This window comes from Acinetobacter sp. P1332 (assembly GCF_044057475.1).
GTDB lineage: Bacteria > Pseudomonadota > Gammaproteobacteria > Pseudomonadales > Moraxellaceae > Acinetobacter > Acinetobacter johnsonii.
In genome coordinates this window covers 3,442,552-3,459,244 of the sequence record NZ_CP171157.1, presented here as the reverse complement: position 1 = coordinate 3,459,244, position 16,693 = coordinate 3,442,552, and the positions used below count along the sequence as shown (strand labels likewise).

The following is a 16,693-nucleotide window of genomic DNA, read 5'->3' as shown; positions in this document are numbered from 1 at the left end:
GACTTATTTCCTTTTGATACGTTGGCGAGCCGTATTGCTCTCATAGCGGAGAATGTCATTTACACTGTTTAAATGAGGTTTAAAGAGTTCCTCTAATTCTTTTAATCGGCCTAATACCATGGCAACACGTACTAAATTTTCAAATGAAACATTTCGACCAGCTTCCAGATTAGATACTGTATTCACACTAACACCAGCACGTGTAGCGACGTCTGCCTGAGTCATTTCCAGATAAAGTCGTTCTTTGCGAAGCCTTTCACATAATGAAGTAACAACCTCTTCAGGTTTTTTGAATTTTAAATCCATAATATTGTATCTTATGTCTATATATATGTATTAAACCACAAAATAATGGAGTTATTAACTGTGCTAGTTGATCGGTAATGAGGTGCTTAATGGGCTGATTAGATCCTATTAGATTAAAGGAGTCTAATTAGATATTTAAAATCTAAAGGAATCTAATACGTAAGCGTCCGCTGAACCCCATAGCTATTTTTTAATTCGGTTCAGGTTTCCAGCGGTGTGTTAGTAATTCTTCTATTTGGGTCATTTATGTGTCGGCAGCCTTTTCAGCACATCATTTAAATAGGCATACGGATCTAGGCCATTCAGCTTTGCTGACTGTATTATTGACGGAATTAGGTCAGACATATACATCTTGAAAAGAAGAGGGGATTCTTATACCTCGCATTTGAATTATTGGAGAGGACTATCACTTTCAAATTTTTCTGTAATACTTTGCTTATCTTAAAGTTTAGTCTGAAGGCCTTCCACCAATTGTAAAACAGAGGCCAATCCCTGAGGGTTCTGAATCTGTTCTATTGGAATACCACTCAACAATTTATTGGGTGACATTCATAAAATGTTGCATCCATTTAGCCTCTCCACCTGTTAGAGCATCTAATGATATCGCAATACGAATTAAAATAATTGCGAGTTCTCCCTGACTTGAAACGGGATCTAACTCAAGCGAATTTAAAGTTTCCACTGAATCTAAATTGAGAACGATAGCAAGCTGATCCTGTGTCAAACCAAGTTGTTTTGCAGCTGATAAAACAGATTTAGACAATACCTTTTTTTGTTTTGCAATTTTTTCTAATGTTTTACGCATAACTGATCTCTGTTTCAGAGGTTACTGATACATAGAATTTAGGTGGTGTATCAAAAAGTATGCTAAAAAAAAGCAGGTTGAATTTTGATAAAATAGAGAAATGCAAATAACTCTAGAAATCAAATGTCCAACCTGCCTCAGTGACAGTATAAAGAAAAATGGTATCAAAGTAGATGGGAAACAAAACTACCAATGCAAAGACTGCAAACGTCAGTTTATTGGTGACCATGCTCTGAGCTGTCTAGGATGTAATTCTGGCATTACTCGTAAAATATTACAGTTAATGGTCAGAGGCAGCGGTATACGAGATATCGCTGAAGTTGAGCGCATTAGTATCGGTAAAGTCTTACGGACTTTAACTGAATCGGCCTATCAAATTCAGCCTAAACAAAGTCATTATGAATCTCTCGAAGTAGATGAATTCTGGACTTTTGTTGGAAATAAAAATAATAAACAATGGCTTATTTACGCCTACCATCGAAAAACAGGTGAGATTGTTGCTTATGTTTGGGGTAAGAGAGATTTAGCTACAGTCCAAAGGTTGAAGACAAAGCTTAAACAATTAGGTATTCACTACACCCGAATTGCAAGTGATCATTGGGACAGTTTCATCACTGCTTTTAAAAACTGCAAGCAAAGTATTGGTAAGTTTTTTACTGTAGGAATTGAAGGTAATAATTGCAAAATAAGGCATCGAATAAGGCGTGGTTTTAGAAGAAGTTGCAATTTCTCCAAAATGCTTGAAAACCATTTTAAAGCCTTCGACTTAACCTTCTTTTACATCAATAATGGCTTCATTTAATGTCAGCATACTTTTTAAAACACCACCTAAAAAATCTAATAAAAAAGCCCCCATCTTTCGATGAGGGCTTTTTTGAATTTGGAGCGGGAAACGAGACTCGAACTCGCGACCCCAACCTTGGCAAGGTTGTGCTCTACCAACTGAGCTATTCCCGCGTATTGAGCAGTTTTTGCTAAAACTTACACTAAAAAATGGAGCGGGAAACGAGACTCGAACTCGCGACCCCAACCTTGGCAAGGTTGTGCTCTACCAACTGAGCTATTCCCGCGTATTGAGCAGTTTTTGCTAAAACTTACACTGAAAAAAATTTGGAGCGGGAAACGAGACTCGAACTCGCGACCCCAACCTTGGCAAGGTTGTGCTCTACCAACTGAGCTATTCCCGCATAGCGCTGTATGATACAGCAAGCAAGTTCAGGGTCAATAGCTTTATGAAAAAGCTGAGTTTAATTGCATAAAATAAAGCCAGTTTTAGACGATGCCTTGAGATTTTTTTAACTTTTGCTCGTGAAAAGTTGTGCCTCATGCTAGCTGAAAGGGTTTTATGCATTCAACATCTTGAAGGAACAGGTATACTCTGAACGAATCATTATTTTTGGAGACAGGTATGAGCTTGGAGCAGCAATTGATTGAACGCTTACAACAGCTTTCCCCATCACATTTAGAAGTCGTGAATGAATCTTCTGGTCATGGCGGCTATTTTCCAGGTAAAGAATCACATTTTAAAGTGATCGTGGTGAGTGAGATTTTTGCGGGATTACGCTTAGTTCAGCGCCATCAAAAAATTTATGCGGTAGCAGGAGACTTACTCAGTCCTGGTAAAATTCATGCTTTGGCTATACATGCTTTTTTACCCGAGGAGTGGCAAGGACAAGACACTTCTAGTCCAAATTGTGCACATGCCCCGAAAAGCTAAGCAGAGATTCAGTCATGGAAACACAATTATTGATTAAGATCGTGCATATGAGTGCGGTCAGCTTGGCATGTGTCGTGATTTTGGCGCGTGCCATGACGCTATTTAAAGGCGTCCAAGGCAATCAGCCTAATCCAGCGGGTCGAACGGCTTTTGTTGCTCTTCAGCATTTAAGTATGCTGGTGATTGTACTGACCGGGATTGTCCTTTTAGTGATGAAAAACTTTGATGTGCAAACATGGTTTTATGCCAAAGTGGTTTTATTTTTAGTGATGTTGTCCGCTTTGTCGAAGGCTTATAAAAAAGAAGACAGCATTTTACTTACACAGCGCCGAGCGGGCTTATTCTTGGCCGTGGTTGCGATGATATCCATTTTAGGTTTAGTCATGATTAAACCAAACTTTGGCTAATTGTTAGACATAATCATCGGCACAGCGATTGTTCTGCGCTACACTGCTATCTATAGCGGAAAAATAACAAGAAGGAGGGGATTTCATGCATACACGTGTGGTATTTAATCAAAAAGGTGGTGTCGGTAAGTCCAGTATTGCAGTAAATTTGGCGGCAATTAGTGCACATCAAGGCCTAAGAACCTTATTGATTGATCTCGATCCGCAAGCGAATTCGAGTCAGTATGTGCTGGGCGATGACGCAACGTATTCGGCAGACAAACCAGCTTTAGAACCCAATATTGAAAACTATTTTGAAGAAGTGCTTGGAATGACTCAAAATAAAAGTTTATTGGGCAGTGCCATTGGTTCGATCCTCAAAGGACGAGCTAAAGGCTTAGAAAGTTATGTACACCAATCCCCTTTTAAAAATTTGGATGTGATTCCAGCCAGCCCAAGCCTTGGGGCATTGGCTTATGCGTTAGAGTCAAAACATAAAATTTATAAACTGCGTGATGCGTTACAACAGCTTGCTGGAAAATATGATCGTGTTTATATCGATACACCGCCAGCCTTTAACTTCTTTACTTTGTCGGCACTGATTGCAGCTAATAAAGTCCTGATTCCGTTTGATTGTGATGTCTTTTCTAAACGTGCACTGCAAACTTTGATCGAAAATGTGCTTGAAACTCAAGACGATCATAATGATCATTTGGAAATTGAAGGCATTGTCGTGAATCAGTTCCAAGCGCAGGCCAAACTTCCGCGTGAAGTGGTGCAACAGCTGAAGGATGAAGGTCTTCCTGTACTAGAAAGTATGTTGCCCCCATCGGTGCTGATGAAAGAATCGCATCACAAAAATTTACCCTTAATTCATTTGGCACACGATCATAAATTGACGCAGGCCTATCAATCATTGTTCAATGAGATTGAGAATAATAAATTGCGAGATTCAGCATGAAAAAGATCACAATTGCTTTTTTAATGGGCACTACGCTGTTATTGAGCGCCTGCGCCACAACGGTTAAACCGACTTATGTCTCTCCTACACAGTATCAAGCTTTGAACTGCCAACAGTTACAAGCGGAATATAATCGGATTCAGCAACATTTAGATGAAGGTGTACCTACTGCGAAACGTACGGGTGTCGGCGTGGGTCTAGGTCTGGGTGGTGGATGGAGTCATGGTGGCGGTTGGGGCTTTGGTCCAAGCGTTTCAGTGAATATGGGACAATCATCGAATACTAAAAAAACTGAAATTTCACGACTTTTGGGTCAGCAAGAGGCGATTGTACAGGCTGCAAAATTCAAAGGCTGTGCGATTACCGTGCAAAATAAGACGAATTAATGCCGCATTTATTCATCCTGCTGAAGGGTTCAACCTTTCAGCAGTCATTAAAATCTTAGCAAAATGTTTCGAAAATAATTTCAATAAAACAATAGACTATCGTTTTAACACGCACTTTTTTACCTCATGGGTTCTGTATTTTTTTCGACTTTGGCTTGAGGAAACCGCTCTTTTTCGGCTAAATTGCGCATCTTTAATGCTGTTGTTGGATGTCTATGATTGAGAGTTGGCTGTTTGTATTGGCAATGATTGCTGTCTTGATGATTCCGGGACCAACCAATGCTTTACTCGCAAGCTCTGCACATCAGCAAGGTCTGGCGAAGACCAGCTTACTTGTACCCGCAGAACTGTTAGGGTATTTCTATGCCATCAATTTATGGGCACTCCTGATTCATCTTAGCACCCCGACTTGGCCTTATCTGATAGACCTTTTACATGCACTCAGTGCAGTCTATGTGTTCTGGCTGGCTTTTCATTTGTGGAAAAGCTCACACTTAGAAAAACATAATCAACGTTTTACCTCGATTCGACCTAAACAATTGTTTTTTTCTACTTTGAAAAATCCGAAAGCGGTCTTATTTGCTGCGGGTATTTTTCCCTATGAAGCCTGGGATAATCCCACCAATTTCTTTTTGGTGTTTGCGGTGTTTAGTCTGGTGTTATTGCCAACGGCACTGTTCTGGATGTCTTTTGGCCGTGCCATTTTATCGGGTGAGTCCAAACAAATAAAAGCCGATCTCTTATATAAAGGATCGGCCATGTTGTTGGTGGTGTGTATGTTTCCCGTGATTCTACGTTTTTTTGCTTAAGCTTCAGTGGTTGATTTTTTCTTTAATTTGGCACGAATAAAACCAATGATTCCCGGCAAGATGCTAATAATAATAATGCCGAAAATCAGATGCGTGAAATTATCTTTGACCACAGGCACATTACCAAAAATATAGCCTAAAGTAATGAATGAACCAATCCAGCAGAATGCGCCAATTAGGTTATAAGATAGGAAAAATTTGTAATCCATTTTTCCTGCACCTGCTACAAAAGGTGCAAAAGTCCGCGCAAAAGGAATAAAACGCGCAAAAATAATGGTTTTACCACCATGTTTTTCAAAGAATTTTTGTGTATTAATCAGATGTTGTTTATTGATGAAACGGGATTCGATTTCAAAAACGCGCGGTCCAATATAACGACCAATGTGATAATTCAGCGTATCGCCCAGTACGGCCGCGATAAAAAGTAAAACACCAAGAGTCCACGGATTCATTGCACCTGTGGATGCTGCTAAGGCACCTGCGGCAAACAATAAGCTGTCGCCGGGTAGGAACGGCATGACCACCAAACCTGTTTCCACAAAGATGATGAGAAACAAAATTGCATAAATCCAAACCCCATAGTTGGTGATAAACTCAAGCAGATGGTCATCGACATGTAATATAAAATCAATCAGTTCCATGGGGCACAAATAAGCAAAAGAGTGCGGAAATCCTAGCAGTCTCGTTATCAGAAGTCAGTATTAAAACGTAAATAAATTTAGCTATCAGTGTTCTTATCTTAAAACGATGTGTGATGAAAATGGATATTTATTCTAAAAATAGAGAACATTAAGATAGCTACAACTTCAAATAAAACCTATTTAAAGGTGTAAAAATATTTAATCGAAATGTTGTGGCCAAAAATATTGTCAATCAACCCAATACCGATGCAGTTTTAGCTTTAATTCCCCGTGTACTGATGGCTTATATTTTCCTTGTTGCAGGCTAGGGAGAAATTTCAGCTTATAGCGTAACTTTAGGGTATATGGAGTCGATGAGGACTTGGAGCGCTATTACCTTTAACCATTTTAGTTGAGTTTGGTGGTGGCTTAGCGCTGTTATTTGGTTTTCAAGCCCGCTTTGCTGCGTTTGGCTTAGACCTATTTAGTGTTATTACCGCGTTTATTTTTCACGATGGCGCACAAGTCAGCATTAATTTTATGAAAAATTTTGCCATGGTAGGTGGTCTATTTTTTCTAATGCTGCATGGTGCAGGAAAAATGAGTCTAGATCATTTGATTGAAAAATAATTCAAAATGAAAAGCAGCATACAGGATGCTGCTTTTTTATTTACAAGAAAGTACGGTGTGGACGTTATTTTTTTTGATCAAGATCAATAAAACATGAGGAAAATAAGATGAAAAAATCTTTTTAAAATAGGGTTATGTATTACAAGTTTAAGTCTTGCCACTGGTGCATGGGCTAAAGATGACCATATCATTTTACAAGAAGCAGCAAAGAATCATGTCTCTGTGTCAGCCATTGCAAAGCTCAAAGATGAAACGGCGGTCACTTTAAAAGGGACACTGCTGAAACATCTCAATGAAGACCACTACGAGTTCAGCGATGGTACAGGGGTTATTTTGCTGGATATTGATGACGATTTATGGAAAGCATCTAATATTAAAGCAGGTGATAAAGTGCAGGTTGTGGGAGAGGTGGATACACATCGTTATAAACCGACCGATATTGAAGCCGTTAAAATAGAAAAAGTTTTGAAATAAACATCAGGCACGCGAAAGCGTGCTTTTTGATATAAAAACCATTGGGTTTTAAGCGTTGTATAAAGCTTGTCCGAATTATGTGCGTTATGCGCGGAAAAATGCTAGAATACGGCGCTTATATTCGTTTGCCTTTCATAGTTGTTTGTCATGACTACCAATACTCAAATTACTGAAGATCGTATCCTTATTTTGGATTTCGGTTCTCAATATAGCCAGCTTATTGCACGCCGCGTACGTGAAGCTGGCGTATATTCTGAAATGTATGCCTATGACATGTCTGAAGAAGACATTCGTGCATTTAATCCAAACGGTATCATCTTATCAGGTGGTCCTGAGAGCGTACACGAAGAAGGCAGCCCACGTGCGCCAGAAGTTGTGTTCAACTTAGGTGTACCAGTTTTGGGTATTTGCTATGGCTTACAAACCATGTCTGCACAGCTTGGCGGTAAAGTTGAGCCGGGTACTGTACATGAGTTCGGTTATGCCGAAGTAAACATCCAAGTTCGTGACAAGTTGATTGGTGATCTTGAAGACACCAAAGACCAACTTAAAGTCTGGATGAGTCATGGTGACAAAGTGACAGCGATTCCTGAAGGTTTCCAAATCACTGCAAGCACACCAAGCTGTCCAGTTGCGATGGTTTCTGATGAAACGCGTCGTTTTTATGGTATTCAGTTCCACCCAGAAGTAACGCACACTGCAAAAGGTGCAGAGTTATTATCTAACTTTGTACACAGCATTTGTGGCTGTCGTAGCCTGTGGAACTCTGAAAACATCATTGACTTACGTGTTGAACAATTACGTCAGCAAATTGGCGATCAAAAAGTTCTTTTAGGTCTGTCGGGTGGTGTTGATTCATCAGTGGTTGCTGCGCTTTTACACCGTGCGATTGGCGATCAATTGACTTGTGTATTCGTTGATAATGGTCTGCTTCGTTTGAACGAAGGCGAGCAAGTGATGGACATGTTTGCGAAAAACATGGGTATCCGTGTAATTCGTGCCGATGCGGAAGAGCGTTTCTTGACTGCACTTGCTGGTGAAGTTGATCCTGAGAAAAAACGTAAAATCATTGGTCGTGAGTTCATCGAAGTTTTTGCTGAAGAAGCGCGTAAGCTTGATGGCGTAAACTTCCTTGCTCAAGGTACGATTTACCCAGACGTGATTGAATCTGCTGCAACTAAAAATGGTAAAGCGCATGTGATTAAATCACACCATAATGTGGGCGGTTTACCAGATGACTTGGCTTTTGAATTGGTTGAGCCAATCCGTGATTTATTTAAAGATGAAGTGCGTCGTTTAGGTACAACTTTAGGTTTACCGTTTGAAATGCTATATCGTCATCCATTCCCAGGTCCAGGTTTGGGCGTGCGTATTTTGGGTGAAGTGAAGAAAGAATATGCAGACATTTTACGTCTTGCAGATGATATCTTTATGCAAGAGCTTCGTGCAAGTGGTTGGTATGATAAAACTGCGCAAGCATTTGCTGTATTCCAACCGGTGAAATCTGTTGGTGTCGTCGGTGATGGTCGTCGTTATGCATGGGTGATTGCACTTCGTGCTGTTGAAACGGTTGACTTTATGACAGCGCGTTTCGCACATCTTCCTTATGATTTGGTTGATAAAATTTCGACACGCATCATGAACGAAATTAAAGATGTTTCTCGTGTCGTTTATGACGTGTCGTCTAAGCCACCAGCAACGATTGAATGGGAGTAAAACTGGGCTTTCATGAAGCAACGCTTCATGCCAGTTTTACGCCAAAGGCTACGTCTGCGGCAGAAAGGCTTTCAAGAAGCGAAGCTTCTTGCCTAAATTACGCCAAGAGCTATGCTCGCGGCAGTGAATGAGAAATTACTCTTTGAAAAGGACGCTTAGGCGTCCTTTTTTATATAACGAGGTAGGGAGAGAGGGATGAATTTTTATCATTGGTTAATACAGAATAAGAATCTTTCAAAGGCTACAGCTTTAAAATATGATTTAGTTATAAAAAATAGAATTAATGAGTGGTTACCTAGTTATGAGTTACCTCAAAACAGCATTGAGTTTGAAGCATTAAAGCAGACAATTTTTACTTTAGATATCTATCAAGATAGAAACCGAGTGGGGAATAATATGTATTCTTCTGCATTGAAGCATTATGGTGACTTTTTAAAAGAAATTGATGTTAATGATGAGTCAATATTTACGGAAAAACAAATATTTACAACAGATGCTGAGCGTTTAGTTAAAGTCAGACTGATTCAAAATAAGTTCAGGAAAAAGCTTTTTGATTTTTATCCCTATTGTGCAGTCACAGGCTTTAGTCATAGTAGATTGTTAATTGCATCCCATATTAAGCCTTGGGCAAAGTGTGATGGAAATGAAAAAGTAGATGTTTATAATGGATTCTTATTGTCTCCAAATTTTGACCGTCTATTTGATCAAGGATTTATTACTTTTCTTGACACGGGGATAGTTCAGATTTCGAAAAAGCTCAATAAGATTGATAAAGAGTTCTTTTCTATTCCAACACATTTAAAATTGCACTTGGATGTAAAACACCTGCCTTATCTACACTATCATCAGAATGAAATTTATATGGGGTAGGCATGAAAATTGAGAAATCTGTATATTTCATTTATCAAAAGGGCTTACACAATAATATTTTTCTTATTTTCAGGTGGTCGTAATCTTTAAAAAATAAAGATGTAACAACATTTTTACATTCACTCATTGCCTTGTAGTTAAGTTTTGAAAACACAAGATATTGTCCCAAGTTTAAGAATCAGCATTCTATTTTTAGGGATGTGCAGTTGGGAATCTGCTTGTTATGATCTAGGACATATGGATCTGTAATGAGTAAGCACATGACGAATAATAACTATACTGAACTATCACATTCGGATGACTGTGAAAAATACGTAAATCAATTCATTCAAGAGTTTCCACTGAGAAGTGCTGAAATCGGCCAAGGGACGGTCATCAAACGCGCGCTGCCAAGTCGCCATAAACGAATGATTGGTGCATGGTGTTTCTTAGATCATGCAGGCCCTGTAACCTTCCCTCAAGGGTACGGTTTAGATGTTGGCCCACATCCACATATCGGTTTGCAAACCTTTACATGGATGATAGAAGGCACCATGATGCATACCGACAGTTTGGGCAGCAAACAGCTGATTCGTCCAAAACAGGTCAATTTAATGACCGCAGGACACGGGATTTCCCATACGGAAGTCGCACCAGATACAGAAACTAAAATGCATGCAGCACAATTGTGGATTGCATTGCCTGATGCACAAATTGCTGTTGAACCCCGTTTCGATCACTATCCAGAACTGCCAGTGGTGGAAAAAGATGGGGTGGAATTTACCGTTTTGGTCGGAGAGTTTTTAAATACTACCTCACCTGTGAGTGTTTATACCGAGCTGTTAGGAGTGGACTTAAGCGCAACAGAAAGCACCAAAACCCGTTTAACACTCAATCCTAACTTTGAATATGGCTTTATGGCTTTAGAAGGAACTGCTACGGTCAATGGACACGAACTGACTGAAGACAATATGGTGGTGCTCGAGCAGGGTGTAAGTGCGATTGAAATTGAAATCCATGCTGGCAGTCGCTTGTTACTGTTAGGTGGTGAGCCATTTGAAAGTCCAATTTTACTGTGGTGGAATTTTGTGGGTCGTACTCAAGAAGAATTAAAAATTGCGCGTGATCAGTGGATTGCGCAAGATGAACGTTTTGGTTCAATTCCTGACTATGAAGGCCCGCGCTTGGAAGCTCCGGCATTTCCAGACCAAATGCGCGCTTCAAAATAAAGGGAATACTGCGAAAAATCGTTTAACAATAGAATAGGTGGACAGTTTAAATACTTGAAACCTATTCAAAATAATTCAATGAAAAATAGGATAATAAAAAATGGCAATAATTGCGAATGCGGAAGTCAAAACATGCGTCGAAGCATGGTCTGGTCAAGTAAGCAGTGGGCGACATCAATTCATCACCGATAAACCAGCGTCTTTTGGCGGTCAGGACAAAGGCCCAGCACCTTATGACTTTATTTGTACAGGTTTGATTTCCTGCACCATGATTACCCTAAGGATGTATGCGCAGCACAAAGGTATCGAGTGGGGGGCTTTTAGTGTGGAAGCAGATTTTAATGCCAATAAAGAAGGCCGAGAATGGATTAGTCGTCGTTTGTCGTTTGAGCAAACATTGACAGAAGAAGTGCGCCAAAAAATCTTAGACATCTGTCAAAAAACACCGGTCACTAAAACTTTATTACGTTCCGTCGAGATTGAAACTTCAATTGTTTAACTCGCTTGACGGTTTTTTATAGGTGGTAAAGGATTTTGCGCGACTGGGTATTCATGTATATCGACAGGTGCAAAATCCAAATTTTAGCGTAAAGTGAGTGCTAGATTTCAATTAAAACAAAAGGCACAACAATGATTACCCTGCACCATTTGGAACATTCACGCTCTTTACGCATTTTATGGGCTTTGGAAGAGTTAGGGCTGGAGTATGAGGTGAAGTTTTATAAACGTCTGCCGACCTATGCTGCGCCACCTGAGTTAAAAAACATTCATCCCTTAGGTAAAGCCCCTGTTTTGACCGATGGTGATTTGGTCATAGCAGAATCTGCGGTGATTTTAGAATACTTGCAAGCCACCTACGATACAGAACATAAGTTTAAACCGCAAAATCCAAAGGATTTAATGCAATACAACTACTGGATGCATTATGCCGAAGGCTCTTTGATGCCATATTTGGTTATGACCTTGGTGATGAGTAATGTACCCAAGCATGTTCCCTTTCTAATTAAACCGCTTGCCAATAAAATTTGTGATGGGGTGAAAGGCGGTTTTATTAATCCACGCTTGAAAGAGCACAGTGCATATTTGGAAGATTATTTATCTCAACATGACTATTTTGCAGGTGATTTTTCCTTTGCCGATATTCAAATGAGCTTTCCTGTGGTGGCGATGCAAGAGCGGGTAAAAGCCCATAACCCTCAAATGGTTGCTTATGCACAGCGCATTCAGCAGCGCCCAGCATTTAAAAAAGCCAAAGAGCTCAGTGGTTTCTAGTGGGTTGTGATGATTTGAACCTGATTTTTTTGCCCGGTGCATCGGGCAATACGGCATTTTGGCAACCTGTTATCCAACTCCTACAGGACGATTCAACCATGGTCGTCGCTTATCCGAGCTTTGGTGGTTATCCTGATGATGTGGGTGTGCAAAGTTTTGAGAGCTTACAAGACGATGTATTGAATCAAATTCAACAGCCTTCTGTGGTCATTGCACAATCTATGGGTGGCATTTTTGCAGTACAAGCTGCCCTACAAAAACCTGAACAGGTGCGGGCCTTGGTGCTCGTGGCAACCTCAGGCGGCATTGATTTAAGTCCTTTTCAACTGGCGGATTGGAGAGAGGATTATCAACAGAGCTTTACGGTTCCTGATTAGTTTATTCAGCATCAGTCTGATTTGACGGACAGTTTGGAGCATATCCGTTGTCCAGTTCTGCTGATTTGGGGCGATGCAGATCCGATTAGTCCTGTTGCGGTGGGGCAGGCCTTACACCGTCAAATCCCACATGCTAAATTGCACATCGTGTCACAGGGTCAACATGATTTGGCTTATGTGCATGCGGAGCATGTTGCGCAATTGATTCAAAATTTTCTCGTCAAACTCAGAGTATAAAAAAGGATGCCGAGGCATCCTTTTTTTGTTTTAGCGTTTGACCACAATTGAGTCAATGCCACTATGTTGTAGGGTTTGTTGCGCAATCACTGCGGCTTCTTGCGAGTCATATGGCCCTGAAATCACGCGATACCATGTTTGGCCACCTTCAACGGTTTTGACGACATCGGCAGAGAGACCATTTAAGATAATTTCTGCACGACGTGCATCGGCACTGTCTGGGTCAGGGTAACTGCGGACTTGCAATATAAAACTTGGCGCTTGCGGTGTCGGTGCTGCTTCGGTTAAACCCGGTTCAGCAGGGGTGCTTTCTTCGGCAGCAGGTGCTTCAACAATCACCACAGTGCTTGGATTGTCTTTGGTTTCAGGAATGGCTTGATCAGGAATCGGCGTCACTTGCTGCTGTGGCAGTAGGTCATAGAAACGGTAGTCTTTATTGGTTTCTTCTTGATAATGTTCCGAAGTGATTTGCCCTTTCGGCTTCACTGGTGCCCAAGGTTTCCACAGTAACAGTGCTACAGCAAAACAGAGCACGATTAAAATGACCACAAGTGTACCGAGCCAAGCTGGAATCAGTGGCTTTTTGGGTTTGTTCGGTCTTTCAGATACACCGCGCTGCGTTTTTCCAAACACGTGGAAACCTCTTTTCTTTTAATCAATATGAGGGACTGGCCCATTCTTTTCTTTATTTTAATACTTGGCCTCAAGGGATTAAAAGAGGCATCATCGTAAAATAAAGAATCGCTTTGCAAAATTCAAGTTTCACAAAGCGAGCAATACATCGGGGTTGATATGGCTACTTCGGGCAAAGCCCTTCATCTTGCGACGATGTGCAAAGCGTTGCTTTTTACATCGTTACCTCAAGCATAGCTTTCGGTCTTGCAGCCATGTGTGAAGCTTTGCTTGACTTATTACATGGCTTCAGGTGCAGACACACCTAGTAACTCTAAACCATTACGCAAAACTTGTTGTACGTTTATTGAAAGTAATAAACGGGCTTGCGAAAGGGCAATATTCTGTTCGTCGATAATTCTTGTATTATCCAAGTTATACCAACCATGGAATAATGCTGCGAGTTCTTTCAAATAGTTACCCACTTGGTGTGGTTCATAGCTATTTGCAGCACGAAGCACAATTTCAGGATAGGCTGCAAGTTTGGCAAGAATTTCAGTTTCAGCGTCAAGAGTTAATAAGGTCGCATCGTAATCAGCTACTTTGCTACGATCAAAAGGAATGCCTTTTTCAGGTGCTTTCACATCGACCATACGATTGACACGTGCATGCGCATACTGGATGTAGTACACCGCATTGTCTTTGCTTTGTGAAACTGCAAGGTCTAAGTCAAAGTCAATGTGTTGCTCAGACTTACGCATCACGTAGTAAAAACGTGCAGCATCGTTGCCCACTTCTTTACGTAGGTCACGTAAAGTCACGAACTGACCAGAACGAGATGACATTTGTACCATCTCACCACCACGCCATAGGCTGACGAACTGAACCAATAGAACGGTGAGTTTTTTCGAGTCATAACCCAAGGCATCAATCGCGGCTTTAACCCGTGAAATATAGCCATGGTGGTCTGAGCCCCAGATATCAATGATATCGGTATAGCCACGTTGTAATTTGTTTAGGTGATAAGCAATGTCAGAAGCAAAGTAAGTGGTTTGCCCATTACGACGCTTCACAACACGGTCTTTTTCATCGCCAAATTCAGTCGATTCGAACCAAATGTTGCCGTCTTTTTCGTATAAGAAACCACGTTGTTCTAAAGTGGCTAAAGCTTCATCAATTTTGTCTGTCAATGAAGCTTCGCTGAACCATTGGTTAAAGGTTACGCCAAACTCGCCCAAGTCATCTTTGATGTCATCTAAGATCGCATTGAGTGCTGCTTGGTGGAATACACGGTAAGCGTCACCGATTAAGCTTTGTGAATTATGAATTAAACCATCGATGTGCTTTTCTTTGTCACCTGAAAGGACAACTTTATTGCCATCAGCATCGAGTTCTTCTGCATATTGCACATCTTCAGGGACATCTTTATAGACGTCTGCCACAGGGCGGACGTAGGCATCGCCATCAGCATCGATAATGCTTTGCGCGATTTCTTTAACATAATCGCCTTGATAGGCATTTTTAGGGAAAACCAGTTCTTGGCCTGTTAATTCGAGGTAGCGTAAATAGGTAGATGTTGCAAGGATGTCCATTTGACGGCCTGCATCATTCACATAATATTCACGGTCTACCGTTGCACCTGTTGCTTCAAGCAACGTTGCAACCGTCATCCCATAGGCAGCGCCACGACCATGGCCGACATGCAAGCTAGACGTTGGATTGGCAGAAACAAATTCTACTTGAATTTTTTTCGCAGCATTGGCTTGCGTGCGACCAAACTGATTGCCTTGCGCTTGAATTTGATCGAGCACGGCAAAACGTTGGTCGGCATTTAAGAAGAAGTTAATAAAGCCAGGACCTGCGATTTCTGCTTTGCTGATGTCCGCCACTTCTGGCAGCGCAGCAAGAATTTTTTCGGCTAAATCACGAGGCTTCATACCCGCAGCTTTAGAGGCAATCATTGCGATATTGGACGCGAAATCCCCGTGGCTTCGGTCTTTGGTACGCGTCAAAGTACTGCTGTTGTTCCAGTCTGCTGGAAGGATACCTTCAGCTTGAAGGTTTTGTACTGCGTGCTCGAGAGCTGCTTGGATTGCCGTGTTCATATTCAGTCGAAAATTTAATGTCGCAGAAAAACGCTAAATATAGCAAATTTCCGCGTCTTTAGGTGAATCCATTTTTATAGAATAAAAAATGTTCAAAAACTGCTAACGATTGCGCTGCAATAAACATGAAAAGCGCAGTATGATGAGAACCAAAACGCATACTTTTAAGGATAAAACGTGTCTGAACAGCGACCGATGATCATTGGCAATATTCCCAAGTTACCAGCAAAATATGCCATGTTTATTTTGCCGTTTTTTATCTCATTTTTTATGAGTGGCATTATCTCAATGATCAATCTTTGGCGCAATTTGGGCTGGGTGGACAATTTGCTACAGGTTTGGCTGTCCGCATGGATGATGTCTTGGGTGGTGGCCTATCCTGTAGTGCTCATTGTGCTGCCGATTGTACGCCGATTAACCGGTGTGTTTGTCGATATGTCACATTTGAACCCACCCAAATAACCTCCATTTTAGCTATTTTCACGGCATGAGACAGGTTTGCTCAGGAGTTCTGCATTTTGGTTTTGAAAACGATACAGTTTGCTTGCATGAAAGAGCTTAATTACTTTGGCACTGGCAAGCTGTTGTTGAAAACGACTCAGGGTTTGACGTTGAAATGGATCAAAGGGATTGCCGTAGTTTTTGTTGTCGAGTAAAAACTGAATCTGTCCTGCTTCTTTATCATAGCCATATAAGATACGTTTGCCTTGTGCATCTTGAAGCTCAAATGTAGGCGGATGACTGCTGATTTTACAATTCAGACGTAGTGAGAGCACAAAGCCTTCGGTCGATTTGTTTTGTAGCTGATAAATCCCTTGTTTTTCATTCTCCAAATAGACCCATTGGTTCAAGGGTAAATTTGCACTGAGTTGCTCATATTGCTCGATGGTGGCTTTACTGATATCGACAATGCCTTTGGGATCGATTTCAGGTAATTTTTCGTTATGACCAAATAGTCCTGTAATTTTATCACTCACTGTAGTTTGTGCCGTAGAAATGGATTGGCATGCTGTCATTTGTGTGAGGTAAAGACACGCAAGGCTCAACAACATCAATTTTTTGATGATCATTTTTAATATAAAGAAGAAATAAAAGCGCTAGCTTAGCTTGAGCTTTATTCAAGTTCAAATTTTATCCATGCGCTATTTGACCGAAAGGCTACCGTAAACGTCATTTTTACGTTGAGTCGGTTTGATTTTTAT

18 protein-coding genes, 3 tRNA genes and 4 pseudogenes are annotated in these 16,693 nt (G+C 40.9%); 15 read left to right on the top strand and 10 right to left on the bottom strand.

The window, feature by feature from the left end:
- Nucleotides 1-3: 3 nt before the first annotated feature.
- The 3 genes and pseudogenes from ACFN7Z_RS16990 to ACFN7Z_RS16980 all read right to left on the bottom strand — a co-directional run bounded on the left by ACFN7Z_RS16990 (nucleotide 4) and on the right by ACFN7Z_RS16980 (nucleotide 1,111).
- Nucleotides 4-306 (bottom strand): helix-turn-helix transcriptional regulator, encoded by a 303-nt coding sequence (locus ACFN7Z_RS16990; protein ID WP_004681114.1) that lies wholly within the window; start codon nucleotides 304-306, stop codon nucleotides 4-6.
- 190 nt (nucleotides 307-496) lie between these two features.
- Nucleotides 497-639: pseudogene (locus ACFN7Z_RS16985) on the bottom strand (transposase domain-containing protein); the annotation flags it as partial.
- A 108-nt stretch (nucleotides 640-747) separates the two neighbouring features.
- A pseudogene (locus tag ACFN7Z_RS16980) lies at nucleotides 748-1,111 on the bottom strand (MbcA/ParS/Xre antitoxin family protein).
- Between the two features lie 100 nt (nucleotides 1,112-1,211).
- Between ACFN7Z_RS16980 and ACFN7Z_RS16975 the strand changes: the two are divergent.
- Entirely contained in the window at nucleotides 1,212-1,913 is a 702-nt protein-coding gene (locus ACFN7Z_RS16975; RefSeq protein WP_131229815.1) for an IS1 family transposase, read from the top strand.
- Between the two features lie 79 nt (nucleotides 1,914-1,992).
- Here ACFN7Z_RS16975 and ACFN7Z_RS16970 read toward each other — a convergent pair.
- From ACFN7Z_RS16970 to ACFN7Z_RS16960, 3 genes are all read right to left on the bottom strand, one after another.
- Nucleotides 1,993-2,068: transfer RNA gene (locus tag ACFN7Z_RS16970), tRNA-Gly, on the bottom strand.
- A gap of 37 nt (nucleotides 2,069-2,105) precedes the next feature.
- Nucleotides 2,106-2,181, bottom strand: a tRNA-Gly gene (locus tag ACFN7Z_RS16965).
- Nucleotides 2,182-2,222: 41 nt separating this feature from the next.
- A tRNA-Gly gene (locus ACFN7Z_RS16960) sits at nucleotides 2,223-2,298 on the bottom strand.
- A 221-nt stretch (nucleotides 2,299-2,519) separates the two neighbouring features.
- Here ACFN7Z_RS16960 and ACFN7Z_RS16955 point away from each other — a divergent pair.
- The 5 genes from ACFN7Z_RS16955 (at nucleotide 2,520) to ACFN7Z_RS16935 (ending at nucleotide 5,370) form a co-directional block, all read left to right on the top strand.
- Nucleotides 2,520-2,828: a BolA family transcriptional regulator gene (locus ACFN7Z_RS16955; RefSeq protein WP_058952398.1), complete on the top strand. Its 309-nt coding sequence runs from the start codon at nucleotides 2,520-2,522 to the stop codon at nucleotides 2,826-2,828.
- 14 nt (nucleotides 2,829-2,842) lie between these two features.
- Nucleotides 2,843-3,235 (top strand): SirB2 family protein, encoded by a 393-nt coding sequence (locus ACFN7Z_RS16950; RefSeq protein ID WP_004983982.1) that lies wholly within the window; start codon nucleotides 2,843-2,845, stop codon nucleotides 3,233-3,235.
- Nucleotides 3,236-3,320: 85 nt separating this feature from the next.
- Nucleotides 3,321-4,175 carry a ParA family protein gene (locus ACFN7Z_RS16945; RefSeq protein WP_058952397.1) on the top strand — a complete coding sequence of 285 codons (855 nt, stop codon included), beginning with the start codon at nucleotides 3,321-3,323 and terminating at the stop codon, nucleotides 4,173-4,175.
- Nucleotides 4,172-4,561, top strand: a complete 390-nt coding sequence (locus ACFN7Z_RS16940; RefSeq protein WP_058952396.1) for a hypothetical protein — start codon at nucleotides 4,172-4,174, stop codon at nucleotides 4,559-4,561. The genes ACFN7Z_RS16945 and ACFN7Z_RS16940 overlap by 4 nt, the downstream gene beginning before the upstream one ends.
- 215 nt (nucleotides 4,562-4,776) lie before the next feature.
- Complete coding sequence (locus ACFN7Z_RS16935) at nucleotides 4,777-5,370, top strand: LysE family translocator (RefSeq protein ID WP_058952545.1); 594 nt, start codon at nucleotides 4,777-4,779, stop codon at nucleotides 5,368-5,370.
- Here the strand turns inward: ACFN7Z_RS16935 and ACFN7Z_RS16930 are convergent.
- A complete protein-coding gene (locus ACFN7Z_RS16930; protein ID WP_058952395.1) occupies nucleotides 5,367-6,011 on the bottom strand; it encodes a DedA family protein in 645 nt (214 codons plus the stop codon). The two genes, ACFN7Z_RS16935 and ACFN7Z_RS16930, sit on opposite strands and share 4 nt — an antisense overlap.
- A 194-nt stretch (nucleotides 6,012-6,205) precedes the next feature.
- Between ACFN7Z_RS16930 and ACFN7Z_RS16925 the strand changes: the two are divergent.
- The 8 genes and pseudogenes from ACFN7Z_RS16925 to ACFN7Z_RS16890 all read left to right on the top strand — a co-directional run bounded on the left by ACFN7Z_RS16925 (nucleotide 6,206) and on the right by ACFN7Z_RS16890 (nucleotide 12,774).
- A pseudogene (locus tag ACFN7Z_RS16925) lies at nucleotides 6,206-6,620 on the top strand (DoxX family protein).
- Between the two features lie 126 nt (nucleotides 6,621-6,746).
- The gene (locus tag ACFN7Z_RS16920; protein WP_058952394.1) at nucleotides 6,747-7,094 is read left to right on the top strand and encodes a NirD/YgiW/YdeI family stress tolerance protein; all 348 of its coding nucleotides are present in this window, start codon (nucleotides 6,747-6,749) and stop codon (nucleotides 7,092-7,094) included.
- Nucleotides 7,095-7,241: 147 nt separating this feature from the next.
- Entirely contained in the window at nucleotides 7,242-8,810 is a 1,569-nt protein-coding gene (guaA, locus tag ACFN7Z_RS16915; protein ID WP_004684379.1) for a glutamine-hydrolyzing GMP synthase, read from the top strand.
- Nucleotides 8,811-9,005: 195 nt separating this feature from the next.
- Entirely contained in the window at nucleotides 9,006-9,680 is a 675-nt protein-coding gene (locus ACFN7Z_RS16910) for an HNH endonuclease (protein WP_058952393.1), read from the top strand.
- 260 nt (nucleotides 9,681-9,940) lie between these two features.
- The gene (locus ACFN7Z_RS16905) at nucleotides 9,941-10,888 is read left to right on the top strand and encodes a pirin family protein (protein ID WP_058952544.1); all 948 of its coding nucleotides are present in this window, start codon (nucleotides 9,941-9,943) and stop codon (nucleotides 10,886-10,888) included.
- A 100-nt stretch (nucleotides 10,889-10,988) separates the two neighbouring features.
- Nucleotides 10,989-11,387 carry an OsmC family protein gene (locus ACFN7Z_RS16900; protein ID WP_058952392.1) on the top strand — a complete coding sequence of 133 codons (399 nt, stop codon included), beginning with the start codon at nucleotides 10,989-10,991 and terminating at the stop codon, nucleotides 11,385-11,387.
- A gap of 131 nt (nucleotides 11,388-11,518) precedes the next feature.
- Nucleotides 11,519-12,160, top strand: a complete 642-nt coding sequence (locus tag ACFN7Z_RS16895; protein ID WP_058952391.1) for a glutathione S-transferase family protein — start codon at nucleotides 11,519-11,521, stop codon at nucleotides 12,158-12,160.
- A gap of 14 nt (nucleotides 12,161-12,174) precedes the next feature.
- Nucleotides 12,175-12,774, top strand: a pseudogene (locus ACFN7Z_RS16890) (alpha/beta fold hydrolase).
- Nucleotides 12,775-12,804: 30 nt separating this feature from the next.
- Here ACFN7Z_RS16890 and ACFN7Z_RS16885 read toward each other — a convergent pair.
- The gene (locus ACFN7Z_RS16885; protein ID WP_004684390.1) at nucleotides 12,805-13,407 is read right to left on the bottom strand and encodes an SPOR domain-containing protein; all 603 of its coding nucleotides are present in this window, start codon (nucleotides 13,405-13,407) and stop codon (nucleotides 12,805-12,807) included.
- Nucleotides 13,408-13,685: 278 nt separating this feature from the next.
- Complete coding sequence (argS, locus tag ACFN7Z_RS16880) at nucleotides 13,686-15,491, bottom strand: arginine--tRNA ligase (RefSeq protein ID WP_058952390.1); 1,806 nt, start codon at nucleotides 15,489-15,491, stop codon at nucleotides 13,686-13,688.
- Between the two features lie 177 nt (nucleotides 15,492-15,668).
- Between argS and ACFN7Z_RS16875 the strand changes: the two genes are divergently transcribed.
- Nucleotides 15,669-15,953, top strand: a complete 285-nt coding sequence (locus tag ACFN7Z_RS16875; protein WP_081316843.1) for a DUF2798 domain-containing protein — start codon at nucleotides 15,669-15,671, stop codon at nucleotides 15,951-15,953.
- Between the two features lie 8 nt (nucleotides 15,954-15,961).
- Here the strand turns inward: ACFN7Z_RS16875 and ACFN7Z_RS16870 are convergent, their stop codons facing one another.
- Entirely contained in the window at nucleotides 15,962-16,561 is a 600-nt protein-coding gene (locus tag ACFN7Z_RS16870; protein ID WP_058952389.1) for a hypothetical protein, read from the bottom strand.
- Between the last annotated feature and the right edge of the window lie 132 nt (nucleotides 16,562-16,693).

Excerpts from the sequence above, each read along its gene's own strand:
- ACFN7Z_RS16990 (WP_004681114.1), bottom strand. The coding sequence starts at position 306 with ATGGATTTAAAATTCAAAAAACCTGAAGAGGTTGTTACTTCATTATGT.
- ACFN7Z_RS16950 (WP_004983982.1), top strand. The coding sequence starts at position 2,843 with ATGGAAACACAATTATTGATTAAGATCGTGCATATGAGTGCGGTCAGC.
- ACFN7Z_RS16930 (WP_058952395.1), bottom strand. The coding sequence starts at position 6,011 with ATGGAACTGATTGATTTTATATTACATGTCGATGACCATCTGCTTGAG.
- ACFN7Z_RS16945 (WP_058952397.1), top strand. The coding sequence starts at position 3,321 with ATGCATACACGTGTGGTATTTAATCAAAAAGGTGGTGTCGGTAAGTCC.
- ACFN7Z_RS16975 (WP_131229815.1), top strand. The coding sequence starts at position 1,212 with ATGCAAATAACTCTAGAAATCAAATGTCCAACCTGCCTCAGTGACAGT.
- argS (WP_058952390.1), bottom strand. The coding sequence starts at position 15,491 with ATGAACACGGCAATCCAAGCAGCTCTCGAGCACGCAGTACAAAACCTT.
- ACFN7Z_RS16900 (WP_058952392.1), top strand. The coding sequence starts at position 10,989 with ATGGCAATAATTGCGAATGCGGAAGTCAAAACATGCGTCGAAGCATGG.
- ACFN7Z_RS16940 (WP_058952396.1), top strand. The coding sequence starts at position 4,172 with ATGAAAAAGATCACAATTGCTTTTTTAATGGGCACTACGCTGTTATTG.
- ACFN7Z_RS16870 (WP_058952389.1), bottom strand. The coding sequence starts at position 16,561 with ATGATCATCAAAAAATTGATGTTGTTGAGCCTTGCGTGTCTTTACCTC.
- ACFN7Z_RS16895 (WP_058952391.1), top strand. The coding sequence starts at position 11,519 with ATGATTACCCTGCACCATTTGGAACATTCACGCTCTTTACGCATTTTA.
- ACFN7Z_RS16935 (WP_058952545.1), top strand. The coding sequence starts at position 4,777 with ATGATTGAGAGTTGGCTGTTTGTATTGGCAATGATTGCTGTCTTGATG.
- ACFN7Z_RS16910 (WP_058952393.1), top strand. The coding sequence starts at position 9,006 with ATGAATTTTTATCATTGGTTAATACAGAATAAGAATCTTTCAAAGGCT.
- guaA (WP_004684379.1), top strand. The coding sequence starts at position 7,242 with ATGACTACCAATACTCAAATTACTGAAGATCGTATCCTTATTTTGGAT.
- ACFN7Z_RS16955 (WP_058952398.1), top strand. The coding sequence starts at position 2,520 with ATGAGCTTGGAGCAGCAATTGATTGAACGCTTACAACAGCTTTCCCCA.
- ACFN7Z_RS16905 (WP_058952544.1), top strand. The coding sequence starts at position 9,941 with ATGACGAATAATAACTATACTGAACTATCACATTCGGATGACTGTGAA.